This window comes from Flavobacterium sp. YO64 (genome assembly GCF_004119505.1).
GTDB classification, from domain to species: domain Bacteria; phylum Bacteroidota; class Bacteroidia; order Flavobacteriales; family Flavobacteriaceae; genus Flavobacterium; species Flavobacterium oncorhynchi.
Map to the genome: position 1 here is coordinate 66,496 of NZ_NRQV01000010.1, position 17,725 is coordinate 84,220.

Consider the following 17,725-nt stretch of genomic DNA (forward strand, 5'->3'; position numbering starts at 1 on the left):
AATGGGTTTTTAGATAAATAAGACTTTATTCGGAAAACGATGAAATGAAGCGCATATATAAAATGGAAAAACAGAGTGAGATTGTTTCGCTGCTTCAAAAAACTGCAGAAAACAAAAAAATAATACTATTTGACGGCGTTTGCAATTTATGCAGCAGCGCCGTTCAATTTATTATAAAACACGATAAAAAAGATACTTTTCGTTTTGTGGCTTTACAATCTGACTTAGGAAAAGAAATTTGTATTTATATTGGTGTCGATCAAACTAAAATTGACAGCATAATTATGTATCATCCTGCTGTCGCTTATTATTATAAATCTAACGCTGTAATTGAAATTGCCGAAGATTTGGGCGGTTTATACAGTATAATGACGATCTTTAAAATTTTACCTGAAAAACTTCGAAATTACATATACGATTACATCGCAGCTAATCGCTACAAATGGTACGGCAAAAAAGAATGCTGCATGATTCCTACACCAGAACTAAAAGCAAAGTTTTTGTGAAAAACATCTTGAAATCAAAAACTAAATTTACTATTTAACTTCTTCAAAAGTAAATTTAGGGTCTTTATAATTTAAAGTTCCAGGCAAAAAGCAAGGAAGATTCATATAAGTCCCCACTACACCGCTTCCTAAAACTAGTTTATTTTCTTTTCGCAAAAAAGCCAAAGGAACTCTTTTCCAGCTTCCGCCATTAGAAATAAAATGAAAATCGCCTCTAAACGTATCTCCCTTTATATCGCCTCTTACATCTCCAGAATCTTTACCAATCCTATTATACAATATTTCATAACGTCCAAAAAAACGTTTATCACTAATATTTAAAACCAAAATTGCGGTATCATTATTAGTTACAGCACGATAAAAAACTTGTTTGTAACCTGTTTTTTCTTCCTTAGAATTACAAGAAACAATAATTGCAAAAACCGAAAAAAGAAACAAAAGTGATTTTAAATTCATAGTATATTTTTATTTTGACATAAGTTAACATTATTCATAACTCACTTGTTAAGCGGTTTACTTATATCATTTATAATAATTTAAGTAATTTACAAACGATCTTTTACAAACTCAATTTGAGTTTTTCCGTGAGCTCTAGGCTTACCATTTTCGTCTAAATTTACCATTGTAGTTTCGTCGATTGTAATAATGGTTTCACGCGTCATCATATTTCTAACTGCACATTTTAAAACTACCGAAGTATTCCCAAATTTAACCACATCAATACCAATCTCGACAATATCTCCTTGTCTTGCAGAACTTCTAAAATTAATTTCAGACATATGTTTGGTTACAACTCTCGGATTCTCTAACTGAATTATAGTATAAAGCGCCAGCTCTTCATCTATCCATGCTAATAATTTTCCTCCAAATAAAGTTCCGTTAGGATTTAAATCTTCGGGCTTAACCCACTTTCTAGTATGAAATCGCATAATTTTAATTTATAAAAGTAAAAATAGAGTTTTTTGTATTTGAAATTTTTATAAATTTAAAGAAAAAACATGGCAGATAGAGACACTTTTTTTAAAAGAATTCAGAGGCGAAACTTTAGGAACTGTAAGTGCTCAATCTTCGGCAGATGAGTTGTTTCAAAATCAAACAATTAGACCTATTTTAAAGCTTCAAAATGATTTATTCATAGCCGTTTTTATTAATTATGTAAATAAAAACAAAGCCGATTTTTATTCGTACACCATCGAAAAGAAACTCCAAACTATAGAAAATTCGATTCAAAAAGATATTAAGTTTCGAAATTCTTTAAAAGGAATTGTTATGGCCCTTTTTACGATTGAAGAATACGATACATACATTAAAAATTCATCAAGTTTAAACAAGCGCATGATGAATTTATTGATTGACAGACTAAAAAGTCAAGTGCAGTTGTTTGAATTTGATAAAAAAGAAAATTAAATTATTGTTTTCAGAAATTATTTAGCATAAAAAAACAGGTTTAGCTAGATTATTAATCTCACCAAACCTGTTTTTAAAACTATCTTTTTTTAAGAAAACTATTCCTCCGAAAGCATTAACTCTTTAATGTATTTAACTGGAGCACTTCCAAAGCTTAAAAACTTTTCATGGAACTTTTTCAAATTAAATTTATCTCCTTCTTTCTTTTTAAGTTCTTCTCTTAAATTATAAATTTCAGTATAACCTGTAAAATAAGAACATAACTGTACTTGAGATAAAGTTACACGTTTCCATTTTCCATCTGCCTCAGCTTGCTGCTGAAAAGCTTCTTTAGTCAATAAACTGATTCCAGCTTCTTTAGACATGTTTTTAGTGTGAACACTAATATCTAGAATTGTATTGCAGGTCGTTCTTAAATTCCATTTATAATACATCAACCACATTTCATCAGAATTTTTATAACCGCTTTCTAACATCATTTTCTCAGCATAAACCGCCCATCCTTCTACCATAGCGCCATTTCCTAAAATAGATTTAATGATACTTGGAGATTGATTACTGTAAACCAATTGTGTATAATGTCCAGGAATTGCTTCGTGAATATTTAAAATTTGAAGAATATAATCGTTGTATTCGCGTAAATAACTTTCAGCATTTTCAGCCGTCCATCCTGTCATACTTCCTACATTGTAATACGTATTGGCATTTTTATCATATGGTCCCGGAGCCGAAATTGATGCTCCTGCTACTCCCGCCATATAAGCAGGTTCTTTACGAACTACAAGTGGTTTTGATGGATCGATGTATAACAAATCTTTAGCTTTTACATAAGCTGTTAATTCAGGAATTTGTTTTTCGATTTCAGATTGAAACTTCTCTGGAGTTGTGTGCTGTAAAGATATTTTATCAATAACCTGCTTGATTAAATCTAATTTATCAGCTGGTTTTGGATCTTTTCCTTTGTATTTCGCCCAAAGTTTATCAGCCAGAACAAACATTTTATCGTGTAAATCTTTTTTATGATCTATTGCAATTTTGTAAATCTCATCGGCAGTATAGCTTGATTGGATATCAAAATTGAATTTTTTAGCATACAATGCAGAACCAAGTCTAAAAGATCTAGGCGTTTTGTTCGGTAAAGCTTTTAACCAAGCAGCATAATCAGTGATCGCTTTTTTAGCCACTTTAGCCTTATCCTGCATTTCTTTTTTCTCAGAATCACTCAATTTACTTTTTCCCAAAGCTTCATTAAGATCAACATCAAAAACTGTCGAACCGCCTAAGTTTTGTGCAATTGCAAGTTCTGTGTGTTCTATCGTAGGATTTTTAATATTGGCTTTTGCCGCTTCGTAATAAGCAGGAACATTGTCCATTTTAGCACCAAAAGCACGAAGACGCGCTTCTAATGAATCGTATTTTCCATTTAATATTTCAGAGAAAGCACCGCAAACATTATAATCTGCTGGATTCCATTGCGATGATTTTACTTCTTTAATGCTGAAAATTGTACTTTCAAGCTGATTTTTTATCATTTGAAAATCTGTCTTATTATTATCTGACAAATCTTCAAGCTTAAACTGCTTTAATGAATCTAATTGTCCATTTGCAAAATCAAGTTGTTTTTTTTCTTCGGCTGCGTTTGGAACAACTAAAAGATTATCAAACTTGTGATATCCTACACCAGAAGCCCAGCCAGGATTAATTTCCCACAAAGCCGTTACAAAGCCGTCTTTGTATTTATCAAATTTTTCATCTAAAGCTTTGTCAGCATTAGACTTAGCACCTTTATTACAAGAAAAAAGCAATGCAATAGCAAAAATTGAAACAAACAGTTTTTTCATAAGTCATTTTTTTTATGGTTTAAAGATAAAAAAAATGTTCATTATGCAAAACAATGTGATTTTTATAATCAATATTTCAATAATTCTAATAAAACTTCTTCGAAACGATTTTTAGGCAAAAATTGATCTTCTAAAGCTTTTGTAAACGGAATTGGTGAATCAAGACTTGCCACTCTTTTTACTGGAGCGTCTAAATGCTCAAAACATTCCTCCATAATCAAAGCCGAAATATCACTTGCAATACCTCCGAATAAAGTATCTTCTTGATAAATAATTACTTTTCCTGTCTTTTTTACTGAGGCAAAAATAGTTTCAGTATCAAGTGGCTGCAACGTTCTTAAATCGATTAAATCAGCTTTTATTTCAGGATATTTCGCTAACGTTTCCAGCGCCCAATGCACTGAAGCACCAAAAGCAATGATAGTTATCGAAGTTCCTTCTTTTAACAAAGCTGCTTTACCAAACGGAATTGTATAATAATCAGTAGGAACATCTTGATGTACACTTCTGTACAATTGCTTATGCTCAAAAAACAAAACTGGGTTTGGATCGTTAATCGCGGTATTCAATAAACCTTTTGCATCATAAGGAAAAGCAGGATAAACCACTTTTAAACCCGGAGTTTTTGTAAACCAAGCTTCATTTGTCTGCGAATGAAATGGTCCCGCCTGAGTCCCGCCGCCGCAAGGCATACGAACTACAACATCGGCTTTTTCGCCCCAGCGATAATGTGATTTTGCCAGTAAATTGACTATTGGATTAAATCCTGTTGAAACAAAATCGGCAAACTGCATTTCGACAATTGCTTTATAATTATTTATAGACAATCCCATCGCAGTCGAAACAACCGCACTTTCGCAAATGGGCGTATTTCTAACACGATCTTTTCCAAAAAACTCTACAAATCCGTCGGTAATTTTAAAAGCACCACCATATTCAGCAATATCTTGTCCCATCATGACAAGGTTTTTATGACGCTGCATCGATTGTTCTAAACTATTTCGAATAGCATCTATAAAACGAATATTCTTATTTTCAGCTGTCGAAACAACTTCTTCATATTCATATGGTTTATAAACATCTTCTAATTCACCGCTGTAAGTAGGTATGATTTCAGGTTCAGCATTGGCGATGGCAAGATTCTCGTCAATTTCCTGTTTTATTTCGTTGTGAAACCCTTCATCAAGCTCAGAAGTAAGAACGCCAATTTCAGTTAAATAGTTTCTATAATTTACAACAGGATCTTTAGTTTCCCATTCTTCCATTAATTCTTTCGGAACATATTTGGTACCACTTGCTTCCTCATGACCGCGCATTCTAAAAGTTTTAAACTCGAGCAAAACAGGATGCGGATCGTTTTGCATAACTTCTTTTAATTTTGACAGTTTATTATAAATCTCCAAAATATTATTACCGTCTATAATATAACTTTCAATACCATAACCAATTCCTTTATCGGCTAAATTCTCGCAAGAATATTGTTCTTTCGTTGGCGTAGACAATCCGTAGCCATTATTTTCAATAACAAACATTACAGGGAGTTTCCAAACTGCAGCAATATTCAACGCTTCATGAAAATCGCCTTCGCTTGTACCGCCTTCACCAGTAAAAACAGCGGTAACTTTTTTATTATCTTGAAGTTTATTCGCTAAAGCAATTCCGTCAGCAATTCCTAACTGCGGACCCAAATGCGAAATCATTCCAATAATATTATATTCTTGAGTTCCAAAATGAAAACTTCTATCGCGGCCTTTTGTAAAACCATTTGCTTTTCCCTGCCATTGCGAAAATAATCGGTGCAAAGGAATATTTCGTGTAGTAAAAACTCCAAGATTTCTATGCATTGGCAAAACATATTCAGACTCGTCTAAAACAGAAGTAACGCCAACAGAAATTGCTTCCTGCCCTATTCCCGAAAACCATTTAGATACTTTACCCTGCCGAATTAAAATGAGCATTTTTTCTTCGATTAAACGCGGCTTAAGCAGTTTTTTGTATAAGTCTAACAACTGCCCATCTGTAAGGTTTTCTCTATAAAAGATCATAGTTCTTGTTTTTTGTATATCAAATATAAAAAAATATAACAATTTTACTTGTTTATGTTATAAAATTTTAATTTTATTATAACTTTTAAAATTCAATTCTAAAATATTCTCTACCTTTGTTATATAAAGGCTTTAAAAGGCCTTTTTTTCTTAAATAAAAATGTAAAGTATGCAAAACATTCCTAGTGTAGACTTACGTGATTTCCTTTCGGACGACCCGAAACGTAAACAAAAATTTGTAAATGAAATCGGCAGTGCATTTGAAAACATTGGCTTCGTAGCCCTAAAAGGTCATTTTCTTGACGACCAATTGGTAGACGAACTTTATGGTGAAATTAGAAAATTTTTCGCCTTGCCAGTAGAAACTAAGCATAATTATGAAATTCCTGGAATTGGCGGACAAAGAGGTTATGTTTCTTTTGGTAAAGAGCATGCTAAAGGACGCAAAGAGGGAGATTTGAAAGAATTTTGGCATTTTGGCCAATACGTTGACGAAAACTCAAAATACGCATCAGAATATCCTGAAAATGTAGAAGTTACTGAGTTACCTCGTTTTAATGCTGTAGGAAAAGAAACTTACCAGATGCTTGAAAAAACTGGAGTTTATGTATTAAGAGCATTAGCTTTACACCTTGGTTTAGATGAATTTTATTTTGATCAATATGCAAAAGATGGAAACTCTATTTTAAGACCAATTCACTATCCGCCAATTACTTCTGAACCAGAAAATGCAATTCGTGCAGCGGCTCACGGCGATATTAATTTGATTACATTATTAATGGGTGCTCAAGGTAAAGGACTTCAGGTTCAAAACCACAATGGCGACTGGATTGACGCTATTGCAGCCGATGACGAATTGGTTATTAATGTTGGAGATATGTTGTCTAGACATACTAATAACAAACTTAAGTCAACCATTCACCAAGTAGTGAATCCTCCTAGAGAATTATGGGGAACTTCACGTTTTTCTGTGCCGTTTTTTATGCATCCTGTAAGTGATATGCGTTTAGATTGTTTAGAAAATTGTATTGATGAAGAAAACCCAAAAAAGTTCGATGATATTACCGCTGGTGATTATTTATACGAACGTTTGGTAGATCTAGGTTTAATCAAAAAATAAAACTTATTTAAGTTTCAATTTTAAAAATTCCAAATTCCAAATTTTCATTGGAATTTGGAATTTAATTTTTAAATTGGAACTTATTTTTTTAGAAGAAGAAAACATATGGATTTTAAAGATCAATTAAAAAATTTATTCCCCGATCATATCGAATCAAACGAACCAGAAGAGGTTCAAGAGCAGGATCATGTTCTTTACATTCAGAAAGAACCCATGATCTGCAAGTTTGAAAAACGAAAAGGAAAAGCAACTACCATAATCGAAGGTTATGAAGGAAGTGATGAAGATTTTAAACTATTGGCCAAAGAAATAAAAACCAAATTAAGCGTTGGCGGTACTTTTAAAGATGATTCTATAATTATTCAAGGTGATTATCGCGATAAAATTATGGCTATTTTAAAAGAAAAAGGATTTAAAACGAAACGCGTTGGCGGATAAATGGAAAATTTCAATTTTTTAAATTCCAAATTCCAACTTTAGAAAAAATTTAACCGCAATCCCGATAGCTATCGGGAGCAAAGAATTATAACGATAGGATTTATAAAAAACGCAAAGATCACAAGGCATTGTGTAAATTTGAATAATTGGAATTAAAAAAAAGACGCACTTCTGTGCATCTCTACAAAAAAACCTTAGAACCTTAGCCTCTCGGCCACTTAGAACCTAAAAAAAATGATACAATCATCAGAATTAATACTTAATCCAGACGGAAGTGTTTACCACTTAAACCTTCGTCCTGAACATATTGCCAATGATATAATTTTTGTTGGCGACCAAAATAGAGTTGAAAAAATCACTCAGTTTTTTGATTCAATTGAATTCTCGACACAAAAAAGAGAATTTAAAACTCAAACTGGAATTTACAAAGGCAAAAGAATTTCTGTAATATCAACGGGAATTGGCCCTGATAATATTGATATTGTTGTAAATGAGCTGGATGCTTTGGTAAACATCGATTTTAAAACCCGTGAACCAAAAGAAAACCTAACTTCATTAAATATTATAAGAATTGGAACTTCTGGTTCTTTACAAGAAGATATTCCTGTGGATAGTTTTGTAATGTCGAAATTTGGACTTGGTTTAGATAATATGCTTCGCTCCTATTTAATCGACGAAGTTTCAAATGCAGCTCTTGAAGATGCTTTTATTAAACATACTAATTGGGACAGCCGTAAAGGAAGACCTTATGTAATTCCGTGTTCAGAAAAACTGGAACAACTTATAGAATCTGATAAAATTTTTAAAGGAATTACTGCAACTGCTGGAGGTTTCTATGGTCCGCAAGGAAGAGTTTTACGTTTGAATATTCAGGATGAGGAATTAAACAGTAAAATGGATAATTTTAAATTTGAGGATGACAGAATCACAAATTTAGAAATGGAAACTGCTGCAATTTATGGACTTTCGGCACTTTTAGGTCATAATGCTTTATCTTTAAATGCCATTATTGCCAACCGTGCATCAGGAACATTCAGCGAGGATCCTTACAGAGCAGTTGATGAGCTTATTACTTATACACTGAATAAATTAGCAGGGAAATAATGTTTGGTTTTGTAATTGATCACTTGATTTTCAAACCAATAAGAAAATTCACACTAGGTATAGGAGGTTTATTTAGATGGATGTTTTTCCAAATCCTAAACGCATCTATTGAAGAAAATATCCTAAAAGTTTAGATTACTATTGGGATCATGATAATGAAAGCACCGATAATAATGGATTTAGCACATCTCAAAAGAATTTGTTTGCTGGATTTTTGCTTTTTATTTGCTTCATAATTTTAATTGAAAAATTAGAAGGTTGATGTCAAATAATCTGCTAATTTAAAAATAAGATAATTTAAAAATCTAAAATTATGTTTTTAAGAGTTGCAAGACACACAGATAACTTAGAAATAATTGAAAATTTTTATATCAATATTCTTGGTTTTGAGCGATTAGGTGATTTTCAGAATCATAAAGATTATGACGGCGTTTTTATTGGAAAAACAGGTTTAGACTGGCATTTTGAGTTTACACAATCTAAAGTAAAAGCCAATCATTCTTTTGATGAAGATGATGTTATTATCCTTTATCCAAAAACAATTTTAGATTACAATGAATTAATAGATAAGCTCGAGCATCATAACATTTCGACTATAACTGCCGTAAATCCTTTTTGGAATGAAAACGGAAAAATGTTTCAGGATCCTGATGGTTATAGAATTGTTATATCTCCATTGAAAGCAATAATAAGTGAAATTAATTAAGCAATTATAGAATTAGATAATGAAAAGAGATTGCACAAAAAAAATATTACAAAATAAATAATGGCAGAAACACATAAAAAAATCCTATTCAAATACTATAGCGATTATCTAGAAGAAACCGTTTCAGAAACTATGTGGGCTGAAATTGTAGACTTAGAAAAGGGACTTTTTAAATTAGATAATATTCCTTTTTTTGGAGCATTAATTGCTACAGACGATTTGTTTTATGCTGAATTAGATGAAAAAGAAGAACGTTTGGTCTATCAAAAAACGATTGAAAGTTCAGGAAATTCAATAGTTCAGATTTTAATTTTAGAAAAAGATTTTGACAAGGAAATTATAATCGAAAAACTAAAAGCAATTAATTGTTTGTCTGAAAGTTTAAACGATACTTTTCTAGCTGTCGAAATTGCAAGAGAAACAGATTATTCGATTGTGCGAAGTGTTTTAAATGAATATGAAACACTTTCTGTTTTTGAATTTGCAGAGCCATGTCTTTCTGAAAAACATCGAGCTGATTTATTAAAAAACTAAACAAACTTAAATACGCATACCAAACTTAACTTAAACTTAACTACAATGAAAACCGTAAAAATTGCAGGTGTTCCGGAACACTTCAATCTGCCATGGCATTTATGCATTGAAAATGGCGAATTTGAAGCAGAAAATATTGATTTGCAATGGAAAGACATTCCAGAAGGAACTGGTAAAATGTGCCAAATGCTGCGCGATGGAGAAACGGATATGGCGGTTATTTTGACCGAAGGAATTGTAAAAGATATTGTTGCAGGTAATCCTAGTAAAATTGTTCAGATTTATGTGCAATCGCCATTAATCTGGGGAATTCACGTTGCTGCAAAATCTGATTTTAAGAATATCACAGATTTAAAAAATAAGAAAGCCGCGATTTCTAGAATTGGATCAGGCTCTCAATTGATGGCTTATGTTAATGCAAACGAGCAAGGCTGGAATAGTGATGATTTGCAATTTGAGATTATAAATACAATTGATGGCGCTGTTGAAGCTTTGACAAACGGAACTGCAGATTATTTTATGTGGGAACGTTTTATGACAAAACCTCTTGTAGATAAAGGTATTTTTAGACGCATTGGCGACTGTCCTACTCCATGGCCGTCTTTTGTAATAACAGTTCGCGACGAATTTTTGAAGAAAAATCCAAAAGTTGTTGAAAAAGTCTTGGAAATTATAAACAGAACTACTGTTGATTTTGCTCAAATTCCGAGTATTGATAAAACATTGGCCGAATTATTCAACCAAAAAGCAGAAGACATTCAAGAATGGCTAAAATTAACCCAATGGTCTCAAAAACATTTAAATGAGAAAGCTTTTATCAAAATCCAAAATCAATTATTTGATCTGGGAATTATTGATAAAAAAAGTACTTTTGTTGAAACGGTAAAAGCGCTGTAAAAACTGCTTTCGATTCTTATGATAAATTTTCCTAAAATTGACTTTCCGCAATTAAAATCCAAATTACAGGTGAAATCACCTTGGGATAGGGTGATTATTATGCTGTTGAGTCTTTTGATAACGATACCTATTTTTATCATACTGCATCAAAATTTACGCGATTTAAATTGGGCATTCAATTTAGATCGTGTGTTTATTTTTATATTCGTTTTTGCTGCAATTTTCTTTCTCTTAATGTTGCTGCGAACCATAATAATTTTATGCATCGCTGTTTATTTATTGATTCTAATTTATGGAACAGTCGTTGGAAATTATGGTTTCAGCGAAATATCTGAGGATTATAATTCGATGATTTACACCATGTCAGACAATCCTTTTCCTCAAGATATTATTGTCGCAAAACTGCTGCCGTTTCCAAACAAATCAAAAATCATAAATGCGATCGAATATCAAAATCCAAAAGTTAGGAATTTTGCTATCATGGCAACTACTAAACATTTTAAAGGCATAAAAGGATATTCTGATTATAGAACTATAATTCAATGTTTTGCTGTATTTAAAGAGATAAACAGCCGCTGGAATTATGTAAATGATCCAAAAGAGGGTGATTATATTGCAACCGCCAGCGAATCATTAGAATATTTTTCTGGAGACTGCGACGATCACTCTATTCTAATGGCGGCAGCAATTCGTTCTATTGGCGGCACTCCGCGATTAATTCATACAAAAGGACATATATATCCTGAAATACTAATTGGTTCTTTAATCGATTTGGAAAAAGTCAATTACCTAATCAAAAATGTACTTTTTCCAAAGGAAAGTTATAAAAAGAAAATTCACTATCACATTGATGAGCGTGGTCAGGTATGGATGAATCTCGATTATACTGCTAAGTATCCAGGAGGGCCATTTATGTACGAAGAAATTTTAGGAGCTTTGACTCTTAATTAGCTTTTTTAATGGAAAGAAAATAGCATCTTATCAAACTCTTTCTAGAAATAAATAAAACCAAAGCAAGCAATAACAATTTCAATAAAATATTATAAATCAGATACATTAATTCATTTTGTGTTAATAAAATGTTAGGAGTAATACTTTTTTTTGTAACTTTTCCTGTCTAATTTTTAATCACAAAATCATGAAAAAATCTAAATTATTTATCTTCGGAATTGCATTGGCTGCAGTATTAATTATTTCATGCGCTAAGGGTAGAAATAAACTAGTAAATTCTTGGAAAATTACTGCTGTAGAAGCTAAAATGCCACTTTCAGATTCTTTAAAAGCAGTTATTCTAAGCGACGGAACCCTAACTTTTACAGAGGATGGGCACGTAACTGGCTTTTTAACTAGAGAGATTACAAATGGTACTTATGCATTGACAAAAGGTGGAAAAAGTTTAGTAATAAAAGATGAAGTTGGTACTCCATACCCTTGTGAAAGCACGATTACATCAGATGAACTGGTTTTAGATACAAAAGAAATGAAGCTTACACTTAAGAAAATCTAACTTAAGTTTAATGTAACATTTTTAAAATCAGAATCATAATTCAAAAAAAATAAAGACATCGAAAACTCCTAAATAAATAATTTAGGAGTTTTTTTTTGAAAAAACTTAAAAAAATATTGCGCAGTCAAATAACTGCATTATATTTGCAGTCAAATAACTGCGCAATGGAAATTAGAAGAGATGTTTTTCAAGCGATCGCTGATCCTACCCGCCGAGCTATTTTGAGCTTAGTGGCTATACAAGCAATGACTCCAGGAGCTATTGCCGAAAATTTTAAATCGTCTAGACAGACTATTTCAAAACATATACAAATATTGAGTGAATGTGAGTTACTTCATCAAACGCAAAATGGAAGAGAAATTCACTATCATTTAAATCCAGAAAAAATTAAGGAAATCGACAATTTTATTGAACCTTTTCGTAAAATGTGGGATGACAGGTTTAATAAATTAGAAAGTATAATGAAAAACTATAAACCCAAAAACGATTAATATTATGGAACCAAAAACTAAAGTCAGCGCTGTAAATGGACAGCAGCAATTAGTGATTACTAGAGATTTTGATCTTCCGTTGGAATTACTTTTCAAAGGATATACCGAAGCCGAATTTGTTGAGCAATGGATGGGAACCAAAGTACTGAAACTAGAAAATAAAAAATACGGCGGCTGGCAGTTTGAAACTTCTGATCCTAGTGGAAATGTAGTTTTTAAAGCAAACGGTGTCATACATGAATACATTCCTAATCAAAAAATAACACGAACTTTTGAAATGGAAAATACAAACTTCTCTCCTCAATTGGAGTTTTTAGAATTTGAAAAACTTACTGATGAAACCAGCAGACTTACTATTCAAATTATTTACAGATCAATTGAACTTAGAGATCAAACATTAAAAATGCCGTTTGCACAAGGTATTAATATGGCGCATAATCGATTACAAGAAATTTTAAGTAAAACTTTAAACTAAAAAATTATGAGTAAAAGAAACAAAATTATCTATTGGATTGCTACGCTTTGGCTGGCATTAGGAATGACTGCAACAGGAATCGTTCAATTATTAAAAATGAAAGATGAAGCAGAAATGATAACACGTTTGGGTTATCCTTTATACTTTTTAACTCTTTTAGGTGTATGGAAACTTCTTGGAGTTATAGCAATATTAATCCCTAAATTTTCTTTGTTAAAAGAATGGGCATATGCCGGATTCTTTTTTGCCATGACGGGAGCTGTTTTTTCACATTTTGCTGTAGGAGATGCCGCTAAGGATTATTTTGGACCAATATTGTTAATCGTTTTAACTATTGTGTCTTGGTATTTTAGACCTGCAGAAAGAAAAACCAGCGCAATCTAAAAACAGTGAAAAGCATAAAAACTTTGAACTCAAACTGCATCTATTAATTTTCGTATTAAGCGCATTAATTTATCTGTAAAGACAATAAATATTTCAATTAATTGTTTTTATAAATACACCTCAATAGTGTTTAATCCATAAATAAATAGTTCAGAGATATGAAAAAAATAGTTTTTTTAGTTATTATGTTTAGTGTTTGCTTACAAGGATATTCGCAGGACGAACTGAATGCCAAATTTAAACCGATTCCTAAAAAGAATGCAGAAATTAAAGAAGTAATTCCTCCTCCTAAAGAAAACACTCCAAAAGCAGAACCACCGGTTGCTGCCGAAAAACCAGATCCTTTAAAAGTTAATCCAGAGGAGCTTTTTAAAGATACCAATATATATAAAAAAGAATCAAATGTTGATGGTATTTTTTATAGACGAAATCAATTTTTAGGAAGTTTTAAAACAACATCTTTTACTTCTACAATTCGTTATCGTGATGCTGCTTTTGTAGACGGCGATAAAATAAAAGTATATTTAAACGATAAAGTTGTTGAGCCAGAAGTAAGCTTAGACGGCGAGTTTAAAGGTTTTAAAATCAATTTGGTAAACGGAATTAATAAAATTGACTTTGAAGCTTTGAATGAAGGATCTGCTTCGCCAAATACAGCAGAGTTTCAAGTTTATGATGACAAAGGCGTTGTGATTGAAGCTAGTCAATGGAATGTTGGTACAGGTTACAAAGCAACAATTATAATAGTGAAAGAATAAAAATCTAATTTTTTTAGTTCTTATTTTAAATTAAAAACGGTCTTAGCAGGCCGTTTTTTGTTTTTATACTATTTTCAATAGAATAACTAAAAAATCCCAATAAAACAGGAGTGTTTAGACAAATTCAAAACAATTATAACAAAAACTGAAAGACCAATTTGCACCTCAAGTTTAACTTCGCTTTTGTAAATCTCCAATTAAAATGGATATAGATCTAAAAACGATTAAACTATGAAAAAAACCTTTAACCTCTTTTTTACTGCTTTTCTAATTACCTTCAGTTCGTTTTCACAAACCAATCAAAATGATCCCTCGCTGGATTGGTTAAAAAAAACATCTGAAGTAATCCATTACCAGCTGAGCAAAGCTGCAGAAACGTATAAACCCGGAAAAAATCCTCGTTCAACAAATCCCGACGGAACAGTTAGACTTGCTGGTTTAACGGATTGGACAACTGGATTCTTCCCTGGAAGTCTTTGGTACGGATATGAATTAACCGGCGACAAAAAACTAGCTCAAGATGCACAAAAATTCACTCTAGCACTTGATTCTATCCGACATATAAAAAACACGCATGATTTAGGCTTCATGCTTTATTGTTCTTATGGGAATGCCTACAGAATTACTGGCGACAAAACTTATCTTCCAGCACTAGCAGACGGAGCAGGAAATCTTTACGCACGTTTTAGTCCAACCGTTGGAGCCATTCGTTCTTGGGATTTTGCTTGGTGGCACTACCCTGTTATTATCGACAACATGATGAATCTTGAATATTTGTACTGGGGAGCAAACCAGTTTAATAAGCCTGAATATGCAAATGCTGCCAATTTACACGCTTTAACGACAATTAAAAACCATTTTAGAAAAGATTACAGTTCTTATCATTTGGTAGATTATGATCCAAAAACAGGCAAAGTACTGCGTAAAGCAACACATCAAGGAGTAACAGACGATTCGGCTTGGGCACGTGGGCAAGCTTGGGGACTTTACGGTTATGCAATGTGTTATGCAAATACTAAAAATCAGAAGTTTTTACAACAGGCAGAAAATATCGCTTCGTTTATAATGAATCATCCTCGTATGCCGAAAGACAAAGTTCCAGTTTGGGATTTTGATGTTCATAATGCAATGGATACTGATGAACTAGCCCCAAGAGACGCATCGGCAGCAGCAGTAATTGCATGCGGATTATTGGACTTAAGCACAGAGGTTAAGAATGGAAAAAAATACTTAGATTACGCTGAAGAAATACTAAAATCTTTATCTTCTGAAGCTTATTTAGCTAAACCGGGTGAAAATAATTACTTTTTATTAAAACATAGTGTTGGCGCATTTTTATACAATTCAGAAATTGATACACCTTTAGATTATGCAGATTATTACTATCTGGAAGCATTAAAGAAATATGCGGCAATCAAAAAAATTACAATTTAAAAGAATAACTTGCCTTAACAAACTATAAAATGAAAAGAATAATAAACCAAATTGCAATACTGGTATTCATACTGCTTATGAATCCTGTAAGAGCACAAGAAAAACCTGTTACTAAAGAGAGCTTTGATAATATCAACCTCTCCTATCCAGGTCTTGAAAAAACAAAACAGCTTTATGATGCCGCAAAATACAATGATGCAGCAAAAGAATTATTAAGTTACTACCGCAATCGCAAAAACATAAAACATCCTGAATTTAATGTAGGAGATGAAAATAGATTAAAAGGGAAAGATGTTGGAAAAGCAAATCAAGAAAAAGCCGACAATGCTTTGCAACACAAATTCCAACCTATAAAAGGTTACAGCTATTTTGATTATGGCGCAGATATAGACTGGAATTATTGGCCTATAAAAGATAATGAAATGCGCTGGCAGCTGCACCGCGTAAATTGGTGGCAGCCAATGGGCATTGCGTACAGAAGTTCTGGCGATGAAAAATATGCAAAAGAATGGATTACTCAGTTTAGAGATTGGGAAAAAAAGAATCCTTTAGGACTTTCTAAAGACAATGATCGATATGCGTGGCGTCCGCTCGAAGTTTCTGATCGTGTACAAAGTCTCCCGGGAACTTTCAATTTGTTTGTGCCTTCTCCAAATTTCACACCTGCTTTTTTAATGGAGTTTTTAAACTGTTATGCTAAACAAGCGGCTTATATTCCAGCTCATTACACTAAAGATGGAAATCACTTATTGTTTGAAGCACAGCGAATTTTAGGCGCTGGTGCTTTTTTTCCAGAACTAAAAGAAGCGGCTGCATGGCGTAAAAGTGGAATTGATGTTTTAAACCGAGAAATAAAATCACAGGTATTGCCAGACGGAGTTCAGTGGGAACTTTCGCCAACTTACCATGTTGCTACGATAGACATTTTCTTAAAAGCCTATAATTCGGCTAAAATGGCTGGAGTTGAAAAAGAATTTCCAGACTCTTTTTCAAAAACAATTGAAAAAATGATTATTGCACTAGCAAACATCACTTTCCCTAACTACAACATTCCAATGTTTGGTGATGCATGGCTGGTTGAAAAAAATGCACGACTAAAACAATTTGTAGTATGGTCAAAAGCTTTCCCTGAAAACGAAGAAATCAAATATTTTGCAACAGATGGTGCATCAGGAAAACTACCGTCAAACTTATCAAATGCATTGCCAGACGGCGGTTTTTATACCTTTAGAAATGGATGGAATGAGCAGTCAACCGTAATGATTTTAAAAGCCGGTCCTCCGGGAGAATTCCACGCACAACCGGATAACGGAACTTTTGAACTTTGGAATAACGGACGTAATTTTATGCCGGACACAGGCTGTTACATTTACAGCGGTGATGCCGAAGTTACCAAAATGAGAAATTGGTACCGTCAAACCAAAGTACACAGCACCTTGACATTAGACAACCAAAATATGGTTATCACCAAAGCAAAACAAGAGAAATGGCAGACTGGACAAAATTTAGATATTTTAACCTACACAAATCCAAGTTATAAAGATTTAAACCATCAGAGAAGTGTGCTTTTTATTAATAAAAAATATTTCTTGATCGTTGATAAAGCTATTGGAAACGCGGTTGGAAAACTAGGTGTTCATTTTCAGTTAAAAGAAGACAGTAAACCATTTTTTGACAAAACTAATAATAAGGTGTATACCACTTATGAAGACGGCAACAACTTGTTGATACAATCTTTAAATTCAGATAAAACAGCTCTTAATGAAGAAGACGGGAAAGTGTCGTATGCATATGGCAAAGAAACTCCAAGACCAGCTTTTGTATTCGAAAAAAATAAAATTGATAACAAAACACAAGATTTCATAAGTATCGTATATCCTTACAATGGTTCTAAAGCACCTGAAATCAGTATTAAACCAAATGCCGATCATAATCTGGAAAAAGGAATCGTAAGCCTTACAATTAGTATTGACGGTAAGAAAAGCGATATTAAAACATCCTTGTAAAGCAGTAAAAGAAAATATTTTAAATATTCTATTTCAAAGACGTCTCAACTGGACGTCTTTTTTTTGTCTTGT

At 32.6% G+C, this 17,725-nt stretch carries 20 protein-coding genes; 16 read left to right on the top strand and 4 right to left on the bottom strand.

Annotated elements, in window-relative coordinates; genetic code table 11:
* Positions 1–62: 62 nt before the first annotated feature.
* Positions 63–506 (top strand): thiol-disulfide oxidoreductase DCC family protein, encoded by a 444-nt coding sequence (locus BOW57_RS09200; RefSeq protein WP_129053870.1) that lies wholly within the window; start codon positions 63–65, stop codon positions 504–506.
* 30 nt (positions 507–536) lie between these two features.
* Here the strand turns inward: BOW57_RS09200 and BOW57_RS09205 are convergent, their stop codons facing one another.
* Positions 537–962, bottom strand: coding sequence for a hypothetical protein (locus tag BOW57_RS09205; RefSeq protein WP_129053871.1), 426 nt, complete (start codon positions 960–962; stop codon positions 537–539).
* 89 nt (positions 963–1,051) lie between these two features.
* Positions 1,052–1,435 (bottom strand): acyl-CoA thioesterase, encoded by a 384-nt coding sequence (locus BOW57_RS09210; protein ID WP_089055500.1) that lies wholly within the window; start codon positions 1,433–1,435, stop codon positions 1,052–1,054.
* Positions 1,436–1,586: 151 nt separating this feature from the next.
* On the opposite strand from BOW57_RS09210, the gene BOW57_RS09215 reads away from it, so the two are divergent.
* The gene (locus tag BOW57_RS09215) at positions 1,587–1,913 is read left to right on the top strand and encodes a glyoxalase (protein WP_371413521.1); all 327 of its coding nucleotides are present in this window, start codon (positions 1,587–1,589) and stop codon (positions 1,911–1,913) included.
* A 98-nt stretch (positions 1,914–2,011) separates the two neighbouring features.
* On the opposite strand, the gene BOW57_RS09220 is transcribed toward BOW57_RS09215, so the two are convergent.
* Positions 2,012–3,754 carry a DUF885 domain-containing protein gene (locus tag BOW57_RS09220; RefSeq protein WP_129053873.1) on the bottom strand — a complete coding sequence of 581 codons (1,743 nt, stop codon included), beginning with the start codon at positions 3,752–3,754 and terminating at the stop codon, positions 2,012–2,014.
* Between the two features lie 68 nt (positions 3,755–3,822).
* The gene (locus BOW57_RS09225; protein WP_129053874.1) at positions 3,823–5,799 is read right to left on the bottom strand and encodes a thiamine pyrophosphate-dependent enzyme; all 1,977 of its coding nucleotides are present in this window, start codon (positions 5,797–5,799) and stop codon (positions 3,823–3,825) included.
* 169 nt (positions 5,800–5,968) lie between these two features.
* On the opposite strand from BOW57_RS09225, the gene BOW57_RS09230 reads away from it, so the two are divergent.
* The 14 genes from BOW57_RS09230 (at position 5,969) to hepC (ending at position 17,653) form a co-directional block, all read left to right on the top strand.
* On the top strand, positions 5,969–6,919 hold the full coding sequence (locus BOW57_RS09230; protein ID WP_089055504.1) for an isopenicillin N synthase family oxygenase: 951 nt from the start codon (positions 5,969–5,971) through the stop codon (positions 6,917–6,919).
* Positions 6,920–7,024: 105 nt separating this feature from the next.
* Positions 7,025–7,357, top strand: a complete 333-nt coding sequence (locus tag BOW57_RS09235) for a translation initiation factor (RefSeq protein ID WP_089056753.1) — start codon at positions 7,025–7,027, stop codon at positions 7,355–7,357.
* 234 nt (positions 7,358–7,591) lie between these two features.
* Positions 7,592–8,461 (top strand): nucleoside phosphorylase, encoded by an 870-nt coding sequence (locus BOW57_RS09240; RefSeq protein ID WP_129053875.1) that lies wholly within the window; start codon positions 7,592–7,594, stop codon positions 8,459–8,461.
* Between the two features lie 313 nt (positions 8,462–8,774).
* Positions 8,775–9,167, top strand: coding sequence for a VOC family protein (locus tag BOW57_RS09245; RefSeq protein ID WP_089056750.1), 393 nt, complete (start codon positions 8,775–8,777; stop codon positions 9,165–9,167).
* Between the two features lie 60 nt (positions 9,168–9,227).
* Positions 9,228–9,701: a DUF4265 domain-containing protein gene (locus BOW57_RS09250; RefSeq protein ID WP_089056749.1), complete on the top strand. Its 474-nt coding sequence runs from the start codon at positions 9,228–9,230 to the stop codon at positions 9,699–9,701.
* A gap of 45 nt (positions 9,702–9,746) precedes the next feature.
* Complete coding sequence (locus tag BOW57_RS09255; RefSeq protein ID WP_129053876.1) at positions 9,747–10,598, top strand: substrate-binding domain-containing protein; 852 nt, start codon at positions 9,747–9,749, stop codon at positions 10,596–10,598.
* Positions 10,599–10,616: 18 nt separating this feature from the next.
* Positions 10,617–11,549 (top strand): transglutaminase family protein, encoded by a 933-nt coding sequence (locus BOW57_RS09260; RefSeq protein ID WP_129053877.1) that lies wholly within the window; start codon positions 10,617–10,619, stop codon positions 11,547–11,549.
* Positions 11,550–11,736: 187 nt separating this feature from the next.
* The gene (locus BOW57_RS09265; RefSeq protein WP_089055511.1) at positions 11,737–12,105 is read left to right on the top strand and encodes a hypothetical protein; all 369 of its coding nucleotides are present in this window, start codon (positions 11,737–11,739) and stop codon (positions 12,103–12,105) included.
* 164 nt (positions 12,106–12,269) lie between these two features.
* A complete protein-coding gene (locus BOW57_RS09270) occupies positions 12,270–12,596 on the top strand; it encodes a helix-turn-helix transcriptional regulator (protein ID WP_129053878.1) in 327 nt (108 codons plus the stop codon).
* Between the two features lie 4 nt (positions 12,597–12,600).
* A complete protein-coding gene (locus BOW57_RS09275; RefSeq protein ID WP_129053879.1) occupies positions 12,601–13,071 on the top strand; it encodes an SRPBCC domain-containing protein in 471 nt (156 codons plus the stop codon).
* Positions 13,072–13,077: 6 nt separating this feature from the next.
* Positions 13,078–13,455 carry a DoxX family protein gene (locus BOW57_RS09280; RefSeq protein ID WP_129053880.1) on the top strand — a complete coding sequence of 126 codons (378 nt, stop codon included), beginning with the start codon at positions 13,078–13,080 and terminating at the stop codon, positions 13,453–13,455.
* Between the two features lie 158 nt (positions 13,456–13,613).
* A complete protein-coding gene (locus BOW57_RS09285; RefSeq protein WP_129053881.1) occupies positions 13,614–14,213 on the top strand; it encodes a hypothetical protein in 600 nt (199 codons plus the stop codon).
* Positions 14,214–14,444: 231 nt separating this feature from the next.
* Positions 14,445–15,647 (top strand): glycoside hydrolase family 88 protein, encoded by a 1,203-nt coding sequence (locus tag BOW57_RS09290; RefSeq protein ID WP_129053882.1) that lies wholly within the window; start codon positions 14,445–14,447, stop codon positions 15,645–15,647.
* A 29-nt stretch (positions 15,648–15,676) separates the two neighbouring features.
* Positions 15,677–17,653: a heparin-sulfate lyase HepC gene (hepC, locus tag BOW57_RS09295; protein WP_129053883.1), complete on the top strand. Its 1,977-nt coding sequence runs from the start codon at positions 15,677–15,679 to the stop codon at positions 17,651–17,653.
* The last annotated feature ends 72 nt before the right edge of the window (positions 17,654–17,725 follow it).